The following is a 16,885-nucleotide window of genomic DNA, read 5'->3' as shown; positions in this document are numbered from 1 at the left end:
AAGCGGTTTCCGACAAGCCTTCTCTGCTGATGTGCAAAACCGTGATTGGTTTTGGTTCACCAAACAAAGCCGGTACTCACGATTCGCACGGCGCACCGCTGGGCGCGGATGAAATCGCGTTGACCCGCAAGCAACTGGGCTGGAACCACGGTCCGTTTGAAATCCCGTCTGACATCTATGCGCAGTGGGATGCCAAAGAAGCGGGCCAGGCGAAAGAGTCGGCGTGGGACAAGAAGTTCGCTGCTTACGCCGCTGCCCATCCGGAACTTGCTGCTGAGTTCAAGCGCCGCGTCAACAACCAGCTGCCAGCTAACTGGGCCACCGAATCGCAGAAATTCATCGAGCAGTTGCAGGCCAATCCGGCGAAAATCGCCAGCCGCAAAGCCTCGCAGAACGCCATCGAAGCCTTCGGTAAAATCCTGCCGGAATATCTGGGCGGCTCCGCTGACCTGGCGCCAAGCAACCTCACCATGTGGTCGGGCTCTAAGCCAATCAACGAAGATGCGGCCGGTAACTACATCCATTACGGCGTGCGCGAATTCGGCATGACCGCGATTGCCAACGGTATTGCGCTGCACGGCGGTTTCCTGCCGTACACCGCCACCTTCCTGATGTTCGTGGAATACGCACGTAACGCGGCGCGTATGGCTGCGCTGATGAAAATCCGTCAGGTGATGGTTTACACCCACGACTCGATTGGTCTGGGCGAAGATGGCCCGACGCATCAGCCGGTTGAGCAGATGGCCAGCCTGCGCGTAACGCCAAACATGAGCCTGTGGCGTCCGTGCGACCAGGTTGAATCGGCGGTGGCGTGGAAATACGCCATCGAGCGCGTTGATGGCCCATCGGCGCTGATCTTCTCGCGTCAGAACCTGGCGCAGCAGGATCGTACGGCTGAGCAGCTGGCTAACGTAGCACGCGGTGGTTATGTGTTGAAAGACAGCGAAGGTACACCAGAGCTGATCCTGATCGCTACCGGTTCAGAAGTCGAGCTGGCTGTAGCCGCTTACGAGCAACTGACCGGCGAAGGCCGTAAAGTGCGCGTGGTGTCTATGCCTTCGACCGATGCGTTTGATAAGCAGGATGCTGCGTATCGTGAATCCGTGCTGCCGAAAGCGGTTGCGGCGCGTGTGGCAGTTGAAGCCGGTATCGCCGATTACTGGTTCAAATACACCGGCCTGAATGGCGCGATCGTCGGCATGACCACCTTCGGTGAGTCTGCTCCAGCGGATCAGCTGTTCAAAGAGTTTGGCTTTACGGTTGAGAACGTGGTTAAAACCGCGAAATCGATTCTGTAATTTGCGGTCGCCAGCAATGGCGACTCTGCAACACAAAGGCGGCCGCGAAGGTCGCCTTTTCTCTAACCTGAAACGGTTCAATTATTCCTGAAGTAATAATCCATTTAGCGAAAATTTGTGACGTAGATCCAATATTCCGCTACGGATTTGATCGCAATCATTCCTGTTATTCCTCCCATGCATTACTCTAGCTGAACCGTTTCAGTTACGATTTTGATCGCATAGCGAACGCGCACTGAACGGCAATAATTCCCTGTACAAAATGGCGCGAAACGCTCAGGCTAATCGGCACGTTTTTTCGGGTGTTGTTGAAGGTAGAAATGACCGTTCGCGTAGCTATAAATGGTTTTGGTCGTATCGGGCGTAACGTGCTGCGTGCGCTGTATGAAACCGGTCGCCGGGCTGAAATTACGGTGGTGGCGATTAACGAATTGGCCGACGCCGCCGGTATGGCGCATTTGCTGAAGTACGATACCAGCCACGGTCGATTTGCGTTTGATGTGCGCCAGGAGCGCGATCAACTGTTTGTCGGCGATGACACCATCCGCATTTTGCATCAGGCGGAAATCGATGTGCTGCCGTGGCGTGAATTGAATGTCGATATCGTGCTGGATTGCACCGGCGTGTATGGCAGCCGTGCAGATGGCGAAGCCCATTTGCAGGCAGGCGCGAAAAAAGTGTTGTTCTCGCATCCGGGCGGCAACGATCTGGATGCCACGGTGGTGTTCGGCGTGAACGAACAAGCTCTTAAACAAACTGACCGCATCGTCTCCAACGCATCCTGTACCACCAACTGCATTATTCCGGTGATCAAGCTGTTGGATGACGCCTTTGGCATTGAATCGGGCACCGTGACCACGATTCACTCGGCGATGCATGATCAGCAGGTGATCGATGCCTATCACAGCGATCTGCGCCGCACACGTGCCGCCAGCCAATCGATCATTCCGGTAGATACGCGTCTTGCCGCGGGCATTACTCGTATTTTTCCGAAATTTAACGATCGCTTTGAAGCTATTGCGGTGCGCGTGCCCACCATTAACGTGACAGCCATTGATTTGAGCGTCTCGGTGCGTGAAGCGGTGAAGGCTTGTGAGGTCAACGCCTTGCTGCAAAACGCGTCAGAAGGGGCGTTTCGTGGTATAGTTGACTATACGGAATTACCTTTAGTCTCAGTAGATTTTAACCATGATCCGCACAGTGCCATTGTTGATGGCACGCAAACGCGGGTCAGCGGTCATCACCTGATCAAAACACTGGTTTGGTGTGACAACGAATGGGGCTTTGCTAACCGCATGATCGACACCACGTTAGCAATGGCCGCAAGTGGTTTCAGGTAAGACGCGGACTGCGTCTGGCAAAACTTATGAGAATCAACGAGAGGGTTCACCATGTCTGTAATTAAGATGACCGATCTGGATCTTGCTGGTAAACGCGTTCTGATCCGTGCCGATCTCAACGTTCCAGTAAAAGAAGGGAAAGTGACGTCTGATGCACGTATCCGTGCTTCTCTGCCAACCATCGAAGCGGCTTTGAAACAAGGCGCAAAAGTGATGGTTACCTCTCACCTGGGTCGTCCGACCGAAGGTGAATACAATGAAGAGTTCTCCCTGCTGCCCGTTGTTAACTACCTGAAAGAAAAACTGAACGGCACCAACGTTACCCTGGCAAAAGATTACCTCGAAGGCGTAGAAGTCGGCGCGGGCGAGTTGGTTGTGCTGGAAAACGTACGCTTTAACAAAGGCGAGAAAAAAGACGAAGAAGGCCTGTCGAAGAAATATGCTGCGCTGTGCGACGTGTTCGTGATGGATGCATTCGGTACTGCGCACCGCGCGCAGGCTTCTACCCACGGTGTTGGTAAGTTTGCGCCAATCGCTTGTGCCGGCCCGCTGTTGTCAGCTGAGCTGGAAGCGCTGGGTAAAGTGATGAGCAACCCAGAGCGTCCGCTGGTTGCTGTGGTGGGTGGTTCTAAAGTTTCTACCAAGTTCGATGTGTTGCAGTCACTGGTTAAGATCGCTGACACCGTAATCGTCGGTGGCGGTATCGCGAACACCTTCGTGGCAATCGACAACAACGTCGGCAAATCACTGTTTGAGCCAGACTTCGTTGAAGCAGCGAAAAAGTTGCGTGACGAGCACGGCATCCCGGTTCCTACCGATTCTCGCGTAGGCACGGAATTCTCTGAAACTGCACCGGCAACCGTTAAAAAGGTTTCCGAAGTTGCGGATAACGAAGAGATTATGGACTTCGGCGATGAAACCGCACAGGCTATGGCAGCGATCCTGAAAGGCGCGAAAACCATTCTGTGGAACGGCCCGGTAGGCGTGTTCGAATTCCCGAACTTCCGTAAAGGCACCGAAATCGTGGCTAACGCCATTGCTGATAGCGAAGCGTTCTCAGTCGCGGGCGGCGGCGATACGCTGGCAGCTATCGACCTGTTCGGTATCGAAGATAAGATTTCTTATATCTCTACCGGCGGCGGCGCATTCCTCGAGTTCGTGGAAGGTAAAAAACTGCCAGCAGTTGCTATGCTGGAAGAGCGCGCCAAGCAGTAACTCTTTGGGGGCGGCGCTTCGGCGTCGCCTGAAGACTTGCCTGATAAAGGCAATCAATTCGAAGTCCCATCATGGGATGAGCGATAAACGAAACAGGACACAACCATGTCTAAAATTTTTGATTTCGTAAAACCCGGCGTTGTCACTGGTGATGACGTTCAGAAAATCTTCCAAGTAGCGAAAGAAAACAAATTCGCTCTGCCAGCAGTTAACTGCGTCGGCACGGATTCCATCAACGCGGTACTGGAAGCTGCGGCCAAAGTGAAAGCGCCGGTCATCGTTCAGTTCTCCAATGGTGGTGCTGCATTCATCGCCGGTAAAGGTCTCAAAACCGACAAGCCACAGGGCGCGGCAATCTTCGGCGCTATCGCCGGTGCGCACCATGTGCATCTGATGGCTGAACAGTATGGCGTGCCAGTAATTCTGCACACCGACCACTGCGCCAAGAAACTGCTGCCGTGGATCGACGGTCTGCTGGATGCCGGTGAAGAGCACTACAAGAAAACCGGTAAGCCACTGTTCTCTTCTCACATGATTGACCTGTCTGAAGAGTCGTTGGAAGAAAACATCGAGATCTCTTCTAAATATCTGGCGCGCATGGCGAAACTGGATATGACGCTGGAAATCGAACTGGGTTGTACCGGTGGTGAAGAAGATGGCGTGGACAACAGCCACATGGACGCTTCTGCACTGTACACCCAGCCAGAAGACGTTGATTACGCTTATACCGAGCTGAGCAAAATCAGCCCACGTTTCACCATCGCCGCTTCATTCGGTAACGTGCACGGCGTGTACAAACCAGGCAACGTGAAACTGACTCCAACCATCCTGCGTGATTCTCAGGAATACGTGACCAAGAAACACAATCTGCCGCACAACGCGCTGGACTTCGTGTTCCACGGTGGTTCAGGTTCTTCTGCAGCAGAAATCGAAGAGTCAATTGGTTACGGCGTAATCAAAATGAACATCGATACCGATACCCAGTGGGCAACATGGGACGGTATTCTGCAGTACTACAAAAAGAACGAAGACTATCTGCAAGGCCAGTTAGGTAACCCGAACGGCGCTGATAGCCCGAACAAGAAATACTACGATCCACGCGTATGGCTGCGTTCTGCACAGGCTTCTATGGTGACTCGCTTGGAGCAGGCTTTCAAAGAGCTGAACGCTGTAGACGTGCTGTAATTTTTACTTACAGTACAAAAAAGGCCCGAAAGGGCCTTTTTTTATGCGTCGCGTCTGGAAAATCCCGTAAATTCAGACCAATTTTGGCGCTGGCAAACATTTTTGTTTACCCTTATAGATGGGTTGTCGGAATCAATCTGGCAGTTTTTGGCATTTTCCCGTGGGAAACTCAACAACAGGGCTAACAAATGGAAGACTTAAATGTCGTTGATGGCATTAACAATGCTGGCGGCTGGCTGGTGCGCAATCAGGAATTGATCTTAAGCTATGCGGTCAATATTGTGGCGGCGATTATCACCATCATTGTCGGGATGTTCATTGCCCGCGTGATCTCAAATGCCATCAATCGTGTGCTTCTGGCACGTAACATTGATGCCACCGTGGCCGACTTCCTGTCTGCACTGGTGCGCTACGGCATCATCGCTTTCACCATTATTGCCGCACTAGGACGCGTTGGCGTGCAAACCGCTTCGGTGATCGCCGTATTGGGTGCCGCCGGTTTGGCCGTTGGTTTGGCGCTGCAAGGTTCGCTCTCCAACCTCGCGGCGGGCGTGTTGCTGGTCACCTTCCGCCCGTTCAAAACCGGTGAGTTTGTCGATCTGGGCGGCGTGATGGGCACGGTACAGAACGTGCAAATCTTCTCCACTACGCTGAAAACCGCCGATGGCAAAATCGTGGTGGTGCCAAACGGTAAAATCATCGCTGGCAACATTATCAACTTCTCACGTGAGCCAATTCGCCGAAACGAATTCATTATCGGCGTGGCCTACGATGCGGACGTTGATCAGGTGATTGCACTGTTCCGTGAAGTGGTGGAAGCGGATGAGCGTGTACTGAAAGATTTAGGCATTCAGATTGGCCTGAACGAGTTGGCCGCATCTTCGCTGAACTTTGTGGTGCGTTGCTGGAGCAAAAGCAGCGACCTGCAAAACGTCTACTGGGATCTGATGAAGAACTTCAAACGCACGCTGGATGCCAACGGCATTGGCATTCCTTATCCGCAGATGGATGTGCATTTGCATCAGGTGAAGAGCGAACAACTTCCGGCTCGCACCGAGTAATAATGAAAGGCACCTGCGGGTGCCTTTTTTATCACTTTCGCTAATGGTCGATTAAATCTTTCAATTTCCACTAATATCTCCGCGTCACTATACTGCATCGCATCTCCCCGTTATTCAGGATTAATTCTGTGTTATCTGTTTATTTACAAGGGCTTGCTCTTGGTGCTGCGCTGATTCTGCCATTAGGCCCGCAAAATGCGTTTGTGATGAATCAGGGCATCAAACGCCATTACCATCTGATGACCGCTGGCCTCTGCACGCTCAGCGATATTGCACTGATCTGCGGCGGAATTTTTGGCGGTAGCGCGCTGCTGAATCAATCGCCCATTCTGCTGATGCTGATTACCTGGGCGGGCGTGGCATTTCTGCTGTGGTACGGTTGGGGCGCGCTACGTAGTGCGTGGCAAGGCGATGTAACGCTGACTTCCGATGCGGAACTGAAGCAGGGACGCTGGCGCATTATCGCCACGATTTTGGCAGTCACCTGGCTCAATCCGCACGTCTATCTGGATACCTTTGTGGTGCTGGGCAGTTTGGGAAGTCAATTGCCGTCGGAAGATGCGCGTCGCTGGTTTGCCTTTGGTACGGTCAGCGCCTCAATCATCTGGTTCTTCGGCTTAGCACTGCTAGCAGCATGGCTTTCGCCGCGTCTGCGCACCGTGCGTGCGCAGCGCATCATCAATCTGCTGGTGGGCGGCGTGATGTGGTTTATCGCCATCCAGTTAGCGCGCCAGGGCATCGCCGCGCTCTAATGCAGATGCAAACCGTACAGTGCGGGCAGCGCGCCCGCACTGGCGAGTAACTCCAGCCGAATCCGACGGAACCTCACGCCCTGTGGTATCGCGTGATGACATAGCGAATGATGATTCTCCGTCACCTCAGCCAGTAAAATTTCATCCAGCCAGAGTCGGTAATGCGTGGTGCAGTGCGGCGTTACCGCCTGCGCATGGCCCATTTGCACTGTTTCCATCGCATGATCAAAGTCGTTATCAAACAACAAAGATATTTGCCGCGCCTGCTGCGATTCAGCCCATTGCCAACTGACATTGGGATACGCATCATCCTGCGCCGGCACCCAGCAATTGGTGTGCTGTTCTGGCCGTAATTTGCCGTTGAGCAAATAGTCGCGATGCCACAGTTGCAGCGGCGTTTCGAGCGCAAAAGCCAGCAGGATTTGCTGCGGAGCCCGGCGTGGCAACCAGAAATCAAACTCATCGACGCCGTAATCGCCATCGTTAATCTGTCGCGTGCGTTTTGCTACGCGCGGGTTAAGGCTGTTGAACACCATCATGACGCCCGGCAAACGTTGGCTAGTGAGCGCAATCTCCACCGCAGGATTTTCTTCGAAGGCGATAAACAGATAGCGATCAACTTCGGCACGATAAGCAAAGTTGAGGCGATATTGCCCTTGCTGATTAACGCTGATGCTTTGACTGGCGATGTGACGATCGCCGCAGGTATTGGCGGGATTGTTGCTGGTCAGCAGTGACACCTGCAATTTCTGCGTTTGTGCCGCACGTAACTGCACGGTAATGGCCGGTAAGCGTTCGCCCGCTTTCAACGGCAACAACAGCGCGCAGCGTGATTTTAATTGATGCCAACCGGCATCGGCGGGCAGGGCGCGCAGCTGTAAAGTGCTGCTAACCGCAATCTGCGCATCTCGCGCCGGATTAATCAGCGGCTGGCGCGGTATAAACGCGCCCTGACGCAGCAATTGCTGTTGCAGCATCTCAACCTGATCGGGTTGTGCTAACTCGGCTGGCGTTAACTGCTGTTGCTGACAAAGTGCCGCCGCGCGCCCAACCACTTCACCCAACACACCGCAGGTACACATCACGCGGGAGCTGCCGAAAGCCACGTGCGTGGCGGAGATCAACCGTCCGGTTAACAGCAGATTATCCAGCGACTGGCTGTACAACGCGCGAAAAGGGATGGTGTAAGTGCCTTTGCTGTGGAACTGGCGGCAACCATCATGCTCGCTGTAGACGCCATCGGCCGGATGCAGATCAATCGACCAACCGCCGTACGCCACCGCATCGTAATGATCGCGTTGTTCGATAATGTCCTGTTGGCACAGCAAGGTATCACCCAGAAAACGCCGGCTTTCGCGCTTGCCGGGAATCAGGCCAACCCACTCGATCGTTAGATTGGCGGCATCCGGAAACTCGCCGGAGTTTTTGATGTAATCCCACACGCCCCAAACGATTTTCCACAGTTCCCATTTGATGGTTTCGCTTTGGTGAACGGTATCCAGTCGTCCACCCCATTCCAGCCACCACAAATCGCAGCCGTTAAGATCGGAGGTCAAACGTTTATAGCGTGGAATGGCGGTGATCTCTTGCAACGCAAAAGAGGGCGGCACGAAGCGCACGGGCTGAGAGGTACGTTTGGTGTAGAAGTAGATCGAATGGCCCAGCTTGTGGCCAAAATTTTCGCCTGGCGCCATCTTCTCGCCAAACTCTTCCATCGATTCTGCGCCGACGCGATGCGCCGCACCGGCCAGATAGCCCAAAACGCCATCGCCGCTGGCATCGATGAACTGCTGAGCGCTGACGTGATAACAGGTTTGATTGATAGCGTTAAAAGCATGCACGGCTTGCAAGCGGCGGTCAGATTTTTCGATATCGGTGACCACGGTATTAAGCAGTAACGTCAGGCCAGGCTGCGATTGCACCAAATCCAGCAAAACCATATCGAATAGCACCGGATTGCCTTCTTTATTGCGCCACAGATTCTCCTCCATGATCTCGCCCATGATGCCGCCTTCACGCGCCCAGCGATTGTTATTGCCCATGTGCGACGTGGCGCCATTGGCCCATAAACGCACTTCGCTGGAGGCGTTGCCGCCCAGCACTGGACGGTCCTGGATCAGCACCACCTTCAGGCCATCGCGTGCGGCGGCCAATGCCGCGCAGACGCCAGCCAGTCCGCCTCCGGTCACAACCAACTCCGTTTTGAGCTGTTGCTGCGGAAAGTGTCGTGCATTTTGTGAAGAGAATGTTTGCATCATTTCATTCCTGTAACACTAAGGCTAAGATTGGATTTTGCCCGCCGCAGGTGATTTATGTCTTCTCAACCCAACCAAAGCCTGATTGACGGTATTCGCTGCCTGCAATATTTGGTGTCTAGTGATAAAGCCGTGGGTTGTCGTGAATTGGCGCGCCAGATGGGGATGAACAGCACGCGTGTGAATCGCTTGTTGATGACCATGGCGGCCATCGGGCTGACGACGCAGGATGAGCATCGCCGTTATCTGCCGGGGCCCGGCATTCATGCGCTGGCGGCGCAGGCGATTCGTGGATCGTCGCTGTTTGCGCAAGCCTTGCCGCAGCTGGAGATTCACGCGCCGCGCGATATCGTGGTGGCGCTTGGCGTGCTGTGGGAAGATCAGGTTATCTACATCTGGCACTCCGAACCCGGCGAACGCACTAACGCCAGCCAGGCGCTGGCCGGCTTCCGGATGCTGCCAGCCTGGCAATCGGTGATTGGCGTGTCGCTGCTGGCAACGGAAAGTGACGACGTGTTGCGTCCACGTTTTAGCGATGAACAGTGGCAGCAAATCGCGCCGCTGCTGGCGCGTAAGCGGGCCCAAGAGTATCTGGTTTGGCATCGTGATGACGGTGAAATCAGCATGGCACGACCGATCAATAACAATCGCGCGGCGTTGGCTTTCGCCAAAATCTGGCAGCATGACGAGGCGCATATCACGCAGCGTCTGCAACAACTGCAATCGCTGGCGCAGATTGTGCTTACGCCGCGCTAACATGATCGATCTTCCCGACAATAAACAGATAACTACAGATGCCAATCGCCGCCAGCACGGCAATAAAGGCCAGTGCTGGCGCGAAGTTATCGCCATCAATTAACGCGCCAATCGCAATCGGCACCACGATTGATGACAACGCACCGGTAAAGTTAAACACGCCGCCCGCTAAGCCAATCAAATGGCGCGGTGCCAGTGCGGTGACAAACACCCAGGTGATGGTCGCTAGGCCGTTGCCAAAGAACGCCAACGACATAAATAGGATAATCAGCGTCGAATCATTGGTGTAATTGGCGCCAAGGATAAACAGCGTCAGGAATAGGCCAACAATCACCGGCAACTTGCGCGCAATGCTGGGCGAAACGCCGCGCCGAATCATGCGATCTGAGGCAAATCCCGCCAGCAGCACGCCACAAAATGCCGCAAAATAGGGCACCGAAGCGACATAGCCGCTTTTGATGAATCCCATATGGCGGTACTCAACTAAGTAGGTCGGGAACCAGGTCAGGAAGAACCAGAATGTGGCGGAGATGGTGAACTGACCGATATAAATGCCGACCAGTTTGCGGCTGCGGAACATCTGCGCCAAATCGCGCCAGCGCGCTTTGGGCTGCGGGCGGTTTTGGCGGCTTTCCAGTAATGCGCCGTTATCATGCAAATATCGCAGTTCAGCATCGGAAACAATTTTGTGTTGATTGGGTTCACGGTACAGCGCGTACCACACCAGCGCCCAAACCATGCCGACTGCACCGGTAATCAAAAATAGCCCACGCCAGCCAAAGGCATCCTGCACATGAAACAGCAGCGGCGTCATGCAGGCTAAACCGACAAACTGCGCGGAAGAGTAGATGCCAATCGCGCTGGCGCGCTCCTGCTCTGGGAACCAACTGGAGATAACGCGGTTATTGGACGGCATTACCGGCGCTTCAAAAGCGCCGACGCCAAGCCGCAGACCAAACAGCGCACCAAAACTGTTGGCGAGCGCGTGTAGCGCAGTAATTAACGACCAGGCAAACAAGCCAACGCCGTACACCACGCGCGCGCCAAGACGATCGATCAGGAATCCGCCGGGGATCTGTAAAGCAGCATAGATCCAGCCGAAAGCCGAGAAGATCAAGCCCATTTCCATCGGCGTAAAGCGCAATTCTCCGGCCATTGACGTCGCGGCAACCGACAGGTTAGTGCGATCCATGTAGTTGATAATGATGTTAATAAACACCAGGCCAAGCATGAGAAAGCGCGTCCTTCCGGCGCGCACGCTGGCAACGGTTTGGCTAAGCGGCTGTTCTGTCATAATGCAACTCTCCCGAACCCAGAAGTGTTTCTTTAATAGAAACGTTTAAGTGATTTTTCAGCCAATCTGTTCAGTAAAATTTGCGATCGCGGCGAGGTTAAAACAGCAGATTGCCCGAACTTTTTGCGGATTCAAAACTCAGAGCATCACGCATGGTAATGTGTTTTGGGTTTAGCCATAGTGGCGACCTGTAAATTGAATCCCTCAAGGAGGACTTTCGTGAAACTGAAAGCACTGGCGCTGGCCGCCGCAATGAGCACGGGCGCTCTGTCTGGTTTGGTTCAGGCGGGTGAATTGCCGAATGGACCGCATGTGGTGACATCTGGCCAGGCAAGCGTAGATGCCAAGCCGGATATCGCAACGCTGGCAATTGTGGTGAGTGTTTCGTCGAAAGACGCAGCGGAAGCAAAAAAACAAGCTGACGATCGCGTGGCGCAATATTTCGATTTCCTGCAAAAAAATGGCATTGAGAAAAAAGACATTGATGCAGCCAATCTGAGCACGCAGCCGGAATACGATTACACCAAAGAGGGTAAATCGGTATTGAAAGGCTATCGCGCGCAACGTCAGGTGCAGGTGACATTACGTCAACTGGATAAATTGAATGAACTGCTGGATGGCGCGTTAAAATCGGGCCTGAATGAAATTCGTTCCGTTGAGTTGGGCGTGGCGAATCCGGACAGCTATAAAGAGCAGGCGCGCAAAGTAGCGATCGCCAATGCCACGCAGCAAGCCAATGCGCTGGCAGAAGGCTTCAATGCTAAATTGGGTTCGGTGTACAGCATTCGTTATCACGTCGCCAACTACCAGCCAATGCCGATGGCGCGCATGTATAAAGCCGCCGCGGCACCCGCGGATACCACCGCGCAGCAAACCTATGAGCAGCAGAGCATTCACTTTGACGATCAAGTGGATGTGGTGTTCGAAATCAAACCGAATACGCCATAAGGCTTTGAAGGTAACAGGTCGCCAGCGTTGGCGACCTGATTATTAGGCAGGTAAAACATCCTGACGCAGCACACGATGTCCGTGAGCAATCAGCGCATCCGTCACGCTGCGCATCAAACGACTTTCTGGTGCGAAACGGTGCCAGTACAGCATGCGACGCTGATAGAGTCCGGGCGTTAAATCAACCAGTTCACCTTGCGCCAGTTCACGCTCAATCTGCAAATGCGGAATCATACAGCACACTGAACCTTGCCGCGCCAACTGCACAAACGCTTCTGATGAGTTAACGATGTGGCACGGCACGCTGCCGGGCGACAGGTCAAAGTTCTGCTGCAAAAACGCCTGATGCATATCATCCAGATGGTCAAACGCCACCGCCGGCGCTTTTAGCAATGCAGAACGGGTCACGCCATTCGGGAAGTAACGTGCGGCGAAATCAGGTGAAGCGCAGAACAGATAATCCAGTGCGCCCAATTGATCGACCAAACAGCTTGGCAACGGCTGCGGCTGGATACTCACCGCACCCACCACTTCACCGCGACGCAAACGCTCCTGCGTACGCGTTTCATCTTCAACCTGCAAATTCAGGCGCACTGGCGAATCGGCCAGCACATCTTTTAAGGCCGGCAGCAGCCAGGTTGCCAGACTGTCGGCGTTGACCGCCAACGACAGCAGCAGCGGCGTTGTGCCACCATTATCATCACCCAGCCACTCCTCTTCCAGCAGCTCAACCTGATGCAACAACGCCAGCAGCTTCTGTCCCTGTTCCGTTGGACGTGGCGGCACGGTACGTACCAGCAGCGGCTGACCGAATAAATTTTCCAGCTGTTTAATACGCTGAGAAACCGCAGATTGCGTAATACAAAGTTTTTGCGCTGCGCGCTCAAAGCCGCGCTCGCGAATCACCGCATCCAGCGCCTGAAGCGTTCGATAATCCGGGCGTTTCATTGTTTTTCTCTCTCGTTCAGGATGGACATTACTATGCCATAAAACTGTCAAATTGTGCTGCGGCACATTTTTGCGGGCTGGCTTCCAAAGACTTCATTCAGCTGCTTAACAGCCGCGCTTTTTAGCGACGCCTTGTTTTATACTACGCGCACTTCGATGTCGCACAGGTTTTAAACATACCATGACCCAGGATGAACTGAAAAAAGCGGTAGGTTGGGCAGCGCTGAAATACGTTGAGCCCGGCACCATTGTTGGCGTTGGCACCGGTTCAACTGCCGCGCATTTCATTGATGCGCTCGGCACCATGAAAGATAAAATTGAAGGCGCGGTTTCCAGTTCGGAAGCCTCAACCGAAAAGCTGAAGTCACTAGGCATTCATGTTTTCGACCTCAACGAGATTGATGAGCTGTCGGTTTACGTGGACGGCGCAGATGAAATCAATCCGCAGATGCAAATGATCAAAGGCGGTGGCGCAGCGCTGACGCGTGAGAAAATCGTGGCTGCGGTGGCAAAGAAATTCGTCTGCATTGCCGATGCATCGAAAGAAGTCGATGTGCTGGGCAAATTCCCGCTACCGGTTGAAGTGATTCCGATGGCGCGTTCGTTTGTCGCACGAGAATTGGTGAAGCTGGGTGGCTTGCCGGAGTATCGCCAGAACGTCATTACCGATAACGGCAACATTATTCTCGACGTGCATAATCTCAGCATTGTGAATCCCTCTGAGCTGGAAAAAACCATTAACGCGCTGCCAGGTGTGGTAACGGTTGGCCTGTTTGCGGCTCGTGGCGCAGATGTGGCGCTGATTGGCACCGCTGACGGCGTGAAAACCATCGTAAAATGATCTGTCCGGCGCAGATATCTCGCCGGTTATTTCCATCTGCAAAACATCTTTTCTCGCGCAGGTGAAATTTGGTGACTTATGTCACAAAAGATTCATCAACAGCGAGTTCGTACTCTGTCCACTTAAGATGTCACGATTTTGTACGGCATTGTGCTGCCGCAACGTGGGCGCGTGCTGCCATCCAGGCAATCGTTTGTATTGCTGCGCTCGAAATTTTTGATATTTTGACAGAAGGCTACCTTATGGTAGTCCTCATTGAATTCTGAATAGGGTCGGGAAATGGCAAAGGTATCACTGGAAAAAGACAAGATTAAGTTCCTGCTGGTGGAAGGCGTTCACCAGAGTGCGCTGGAAAACCTGCGTGCAGCGGGTTACACCAACATCGAGTTTCACAAAGGGGCGCTGGATGCGGAGTCGCTGAAATCCTCCATCCGCGATGCGCACTTCATTGGTATCCGTTCCCGTACCCAACTCACTGAAGAGATCTTTGCTGCTGCTGAAAAACTGGTGGCGGTGGGTTGCTTCTGTATCGGTACCAACCAGGTTGATCTCGGCGCGGCAGCGAAACGCGGCGTACCGGTATTTAACGCACCGTTCTCGAACACCCGTTCCGTTGCTGAGTTAGTGATTGGCGAAATGCTGCTGATGCTGCGTGGCATTCCTGAAGCCAACGCTAAAGCGCACCGTGGCATCTGGAACAAAGTGGCAAACGGCTCGTTTGAAGCGCGCGGCAAAAAGCTGGGCATCATCGGTTACGGTCACATCGGTATGCAATTGGGCGTGCTGGCGGAAAGCCTCGGTATGCACGTGTTCTTCTACGATATCGAAAGCAAACTGCCGTTGGGTAACGCTACTCAGGTGCGTCACCTGTCGGACCTGCTCAACATGAGTGACGTGGTCAGTCTGCACGTGCCAGAAACGGCTTCAACGCAGAATATGATCGGCGCAGAGCAGTTGGCGCTGATGAAGCCAGGTTCACTGCTTATCAACGCCGCACGTGGCACAGTGATTGATATCCCGGCGCTGTGCGATGCGTTGGCGAATAAGCATCTGTCTGGCGCGGCTATCGACGTCTTCCCGGTCGAGCCAGCCACCAACAGCGATCCATTCAACTCACCGCTGTGCGAGTTCGACAACGTGATCCTGACACCACACATTGGTGGTTCAACGCAGGAAGCGCAGGAGAATATCGGCATTGAAGTGGCGGGTAAACTGGCGAAGTACTCTGACAACGGTTCAACCTTGTCTGCGGTCAACTTCCCGGAAGTGTCCCTGCCGATGCATGCCGCCAGCGCGAGCCGTTTACTGCATATTCATGAAAACCGTCCAGGCGTGTTGACAGCGATTAACCAGATCTTTGCTGAGCAAGGCATCAACATTGCCGCTCAGTATCTGCAAACGACGCCGGTAATGGGTTACGTGGTTATTGATATCGACGCGGAAGAGGATGTAGCGGATAAAGCGCTACAAGCGATGAAAGCGATTCCGGGCACCATTCGCGCCCGTCTGCTGTACTGATCACTCAGGGCGCCGTTGGCGCCCTTTATTTGCTACCATTGCCACAATTTGGCTGGCGTCAGAATCGCGGGCAGTGGCACATCCCATGCCGCCACTGGCAATTCATCGACGCGCTGGCAATCATGCGCAATCCCCATCGGCATAAAGCCATGCTGCTGCCAATTTTGCAGCGTGCGATCGTAAAACCCTCCGCCCATGCCCAAACGCTGACCATGCTGATCAAACGCAACCAGCGGCACCAACATCACATCTAACTGATCCAGCGTGACCATTTGCGTAATGTCCAATGTCGGTTCTGGAATGCGCAGTTTATTCGTCGTGAGCGAGGTTTCTGGCGTGTAGCGGATAAACAGTAAGTTGCCTGGCGAAAAGGGATGAAGAACGGGTAAATAAACCTGCTTTTTTTGCTGCCACAGTTTGGCTATCAGCGGGCGCGTATTGATCTCTCCATCAACGGATAAGAACAACGCGATGTGCTGGGCATCCGCGATGGTCGCGATATTGATGGCGTGCTCAGCTAATTGATCGGCGGCTTGTTCCTGTTGCTCAGACGTGAGATTGCGGCGCAAATGGCGCACATGCTGGCGGATGTCTTGACGATCGAGAAGAGAGGGTGCTGACATGATATCCCCGGCAGAGTGGGCTGTTGCCAGCCACTATATCACGCAATATTTACATGCGAACCGGGGGATTACAGATTGGAACTAAATGGAGATCTCCGAGATGCCGCCGCAGGCTGTAACCCTTGAACCCTTGGTTCAAGGTGAACATGCCGTCACAACTATTAGGCTTCTCGGACGGACCGAGCATGCGCACAAATTGTGGAGCGTCACATTCTGTTGGTATGAAATATCGGCTCAGGGGACTGGCCCGCTTGCAAACATCTCAGAGAAAATTTACTTCACCGTCACTTTAGCATGAGGACCATGAAGTGTTATTCAAAATTAGGGCCCTGGCGATCAGTTATGCGACCTTGCTCAACTAACGCTTGTTCAATGGTCTGCTGCAGCATGCGGATACGTTGTTCCATGTTTGCTGCATAGTCGCGCGTCTTACCTTTCTCTTGTGCCAACTCGTGGCAGATGTTTAACGCGGCGATGAACACCAGTTGCTCTGTATTGGTGACTCTAGTGCGAACTTTTAAATCTTGCAACCGTTGATTGAGGTCTTCTGCGGCCAGGTTCAGCGCATCTTGCTGTTCAGGCGGGCAATTCACTCTCAAAGAACGACCAAAAATTTGAATATCTACTGGTTGTGCAGACATGCCACCATCCTAACTGATTACTTCGATCGCATCTCCCTTACCGGTCAATGGGTTGGGAGGTGCGAAACTATATATACCCGAGTTATAACTTACAACCCCTTTTCTGGAAACCCAGAGGCACCTGGTGGTAGCATAACACGAACTTATTCTGCCAACGACGACCAAAGCTTATGTCTTTACAGAACGCAACGCCGAGTTACAACGCGCTAG

General features: G+C 53.5%; 15 protein-coding genes and 1 other RNA gene. 10 read left to right on the top strand and 6 right to left on the bottom strand.

Going from position 1 to position 16,885, the window contains the following annotated elements; all coding sequences use genetic code 11:
* The 6 genes from ABDW13_RS21890 to argO all read left to right on the top strand — a co-directional run.
* The coding region (locus tag ABDW13_RS21890; protein WP_343554635.1) for a transketolase C-terminal domain-containing protein at positions 1–1,298 on the top strand (1,298 nt) is incomplete at its 5' end.
* Positions 1,299–1,618: 320 nt separating this feature from the next.
* Entirely contained in the window at positions 1,619–2,638 is a 1,020-nt protein-coding gene (gene epd / locus ABDW13_RS21885) for an erythrose-4-phosphate dehydrogenase (RefSeq protein WP_007890301.1), read from the top strand.
* A 51-nt stretch (positions 2,639–2,689) separates the two neighbouring features.
* A complete protein-coding gene (gene pgk / locus ABDW13_RS21880; RefSeq protein WP_343554634.1) occupies positions 2,690–3,853 on the top strand; it encodes a phosphoglycerate kinase in 1,164 nt (387 codons plus the stop codon).
* A gap of 105 nt (positions 3,854–3,958) precedes the next feature.
* The gene (gene fbaA, locus ABDW13_RS21875; RefSeq protein ID WP_343554633.1) at positions 3,959–5,038 is read left to right on the top strand and encodes a class II fructose-bisphosphate aldolase; all 1,080 of its coding nucleotides are present in this window, start codon (positions 3,959–3,961) and stop codon (positions 5,036–5,038) included.
* Between the two features lie 188 nt (positions 5,039–5,226).
* Positions 5,227–6,099 (top strand): small-conductance mechanosensitive channel MscS, encoded by an 873-nt coding sequence (gene mscS / locus ABDW13_RS21870; RefSeq protein ID WP_343554632.1) that lies wholly within the window; start codon positions 5,227–5,229, stop codon positions 6,097–6,099.
* Positions 6,100–6,227: 128 nt separating this feature from the next.
* On the top strand, positions 6,228–6,851 hold the full coding sequence (gene argO, locus ABDW13_RS21865; RefSeq protein WP_343554631.1) for an arginine exporter ArgO: 624 nt from the start codon (positions 6,228–6,230) through the stop codon (positions 6,849–6,851).
* Here the strand turns inward: argO and ABDW13_RS21860 are convergent.
* Complete coding sequence (locus ABDW13_RS21860) at positions 6,848–9,109, bottom strand: FAD-dependent oxidoreductase (protein ID WP_343554630.1); 2,262 nt, start codon at positions 9,107–9,109, stop codon at positions 6,848–6,850. The genes argO and ABDW13_RS21860 overlap by 4 nt on opposite strands.
* A gap of 54 nt (positions 9,110–9,163) precedes the next feature.
* Here ABDW13_RS21860 and ABDW13_RS21855 point away from each other — a divergent pair, with 54 nt between their 5' ends.
* Positions 9,164–9,862, top strand: coding sequence for a helix-turn-helix domain-containing protein (locus ABDW13_RS21855; protein ID WP_343554629.1), 699 nt, complete (start codon positions 9,164–9,166; stop codon positions 9,860–9,862).
* Here the strand turns inward: ABDW13_RS21855 and ABDW13_RS21850 are convergent.
* On the bottom strand, positions 9,849–11,156 hold the full coding sequence (locus ABDW13_RS21850; RefSeq protein ID WP_343554628.1) for an MFS transporter: 1,308 nt from the start codon (positions 11,154–11,156) through the stop codon (positions 9,849–9,851). The two genes, ABDW13_RS21855 and ABDW13_RS21850, sit on opposite strands and share 14 nt — an antisense overlap.
* A gap of 219 nt (positions 11,157–11,375) precedes the next feature.
* Here ABDW13_RS21850 and ABDW13_RS21845 point away from each other — a divergent pair, with 219 nt between their 5' ends.
* On the top strand, positions 11,376–12,104 hold the full coding sequence (locus tag ABDW13_RS21845; protein ID WP_343554627.1) for an oxidative stress defense protein: 729 nt from the start codon (positions 11,376–11,378) through the stop codon (positions 12,102–12,104).
* Between the two features lie 42 nt (positions 12,105–12,146).
* On the opposite strand, the gene ABDW13_RS21840 is transcribed toward ABDW13_RS21845, so the two are convergent.
* The gene (locus ABDW13_RS21840; RefSeq protein WP_007890292.1) at positions 12,147–13,052 is read right to left on the bottom strand and encodes a LysR family transcriptional regulator ArgP; all 906 of its coding nucleotides are present in this window, start codon (positions 13,050–13,052) and stop codon (positions 12,147–12,149) included.
* A 181-nt stretch (positions 13,053–13,233) separates the two neighbouring features.
* Here ABDW13_RS21840 and rpiA point away from each other — a divergent pair, with 181 nt between their 5' ends.
* Positions 13,234–13,893, top strand: coding sequence for a ribose-5-phosphate isomerase RpiA (gene rpiA, locus ABDW13_RS21835; RefSeq protein ID WP_343554626.1), 660 nt, complete (start codon positions 13,234–13,236; stop codon positions 13,891–13,893).
* Positions 13,894–14,172: 279 nt separating this feature from the next.
* The gene (serA, locus tag ABDW13_RS21830; protein WP_343554625.1) at positions 14,173–15,411 is read left to right on the top strand and encodes a phosphoglycerate dehydrogenase; all 1,239 of its coding nucleotides are present in this window, start codon (positions 14,173–14,175) and stop codon (positions 15,409–15,411) included.
* Positions 15,412–15,443: 32 nt separating this feature from the next.
* On the opposite strand, the gene ABDW13_RS21825 is transcribed toward serA, so the two are convergent.
* The 3 genes from ABDW13_RS21825 to zapA all read right to left on the bottom strand — a co-directional run bounded on the left by ABDW13_RS21825 (position 15,444) and on the right by zapA (position 16,675).
* A complete protein-coding gene (locus tag ABDW13_RS21825; RefSeq protein ID WP_343554624.1) occupies positions 15,444–16,034 on the bottom strand; it encodes a 5-formyltetrahydrofolate cyclo-ligase in 591 nt (196 codons plus the stop codon).
* A gap of 88 nt (positions 16,035–16,122) precedes the next feature.
* A non-coding RNA gene (gene ssrS, locus ABDW13_RS21820) (6S RNA) lies at positions 16,123–16,306 on the bottom strand.
* Between the two features lie 39 nt (positions 16,307–16,345).
* Entirely contained in the window at positions 16,346–16,675 is a 330-nt protein-coding gene (zapA, locus tag ABDW13_RS21815; RefSeq protein ID WP_007890288.1) for a cell division protein ZapA, read from the bottom strand.
* Positions 16,676–16,885 lie beyond the last annotated feature (210 nt).

It is taken from the genome of Pantoea sp., from assembly GCF_039594315.1.
In the GTDB taxonomy this organism is placed as follows: domain Bacteria; phylum Pseudomonadota; class Gammaproteobacteria; order Enterobacterales; family Enterobacteriaceae; genus Pantoea.
The sequence above is the reverse complement of the archived record's forward strand: the minus strand, read 5'-3'. Positions and strand labels throughout refer to the sequence as shown.

Excerpts from the sequence above, each read along its gene's own strand:
- ABDW13_RS21855 (WP_343554629.1), top strand. The coding sequence starts at position 9,164 with ATGTCTTCTCAACCCAACCAAAGCCTGATTGACGGTATTCGCTGCCTG.
- ABDW13_RS21850 (WP_343554628.1), bottom strand. The coding sequence starts at position 11,156 with ATGACAGAACAGCCGCTTAGCCAAACCGTTGCCAGCGTGCGCGCCGGA.
- mscS (WP_343554632.1), top strand. The coding sequence starts at position 5,227 with ATGGAAGACTTAAATGTCGTTGATGGCATTAACAATGCTGGCGGCTGG.
- ABDW13_RS21860 (WP_343554630.1), bottom strand. The coding sequence starts at position 9,109 with ATGATGCAAACATTCTCTTCACAAAATGCACGACACTTTCCGCAGCAA.
- ABDW13_RS21840 (WP_007890292.1), bottom strand. The coding sequence starts at position 13,052 with ATGAAACGCCCGGATTATCGAACGCTTCAGGCGCTGGATGCGGTGATT.
- rpiA (WP_343554626.1), top strand. The coding sequence starts at position 13,234 with ATGACCCAGGATGAACTGAAAAAAGCGGTAGGTTGGGCAGCGCTGAAA.
- serA (WP_343554625.1), top strand. The coding sequence starts at position 14,173 with ATGGCAAAGGTATCACTGGAAAAAGACAAGATTAAGTTCCTGCTGGTG.
- pgk (WP_343554634.1), top strand. The coding sequence starts at position 2,690 with ATGTCTGTAATTAAGATGACCGATCTGGATCTTGCTGGTAAACGCGTT.
- epd (WP_007890301.1), top strand. The coding sequence starts at position 1,619 with ATGACCGTTCGCGTAGCTATAAATGGTTTTGGTCGTATCGGGCGTAAC.
- ABDW13_RS21825 (WP_343554624.1), bottom strand. The coding sequence starts at position 16,034 with ATGTCAGCACCCTCTCTTCTCGATCGTCAAGACATCCGCCAGCATGTG.
- fbaA (WP_343554633.1), top strand. The coding sequence starts at position 3,959 with ATGTCTAAAATTTTTGATTTCGTAAAACCCGGCGTTGTCACTGGTGAT.
- zapA (WP_007890288.1), bottom strand. The coding sequence starts at position 16,675 with ATGTCTGCACAACCAGTAGATATTCAAATTTTTGGTCGTTCTTTGAGA.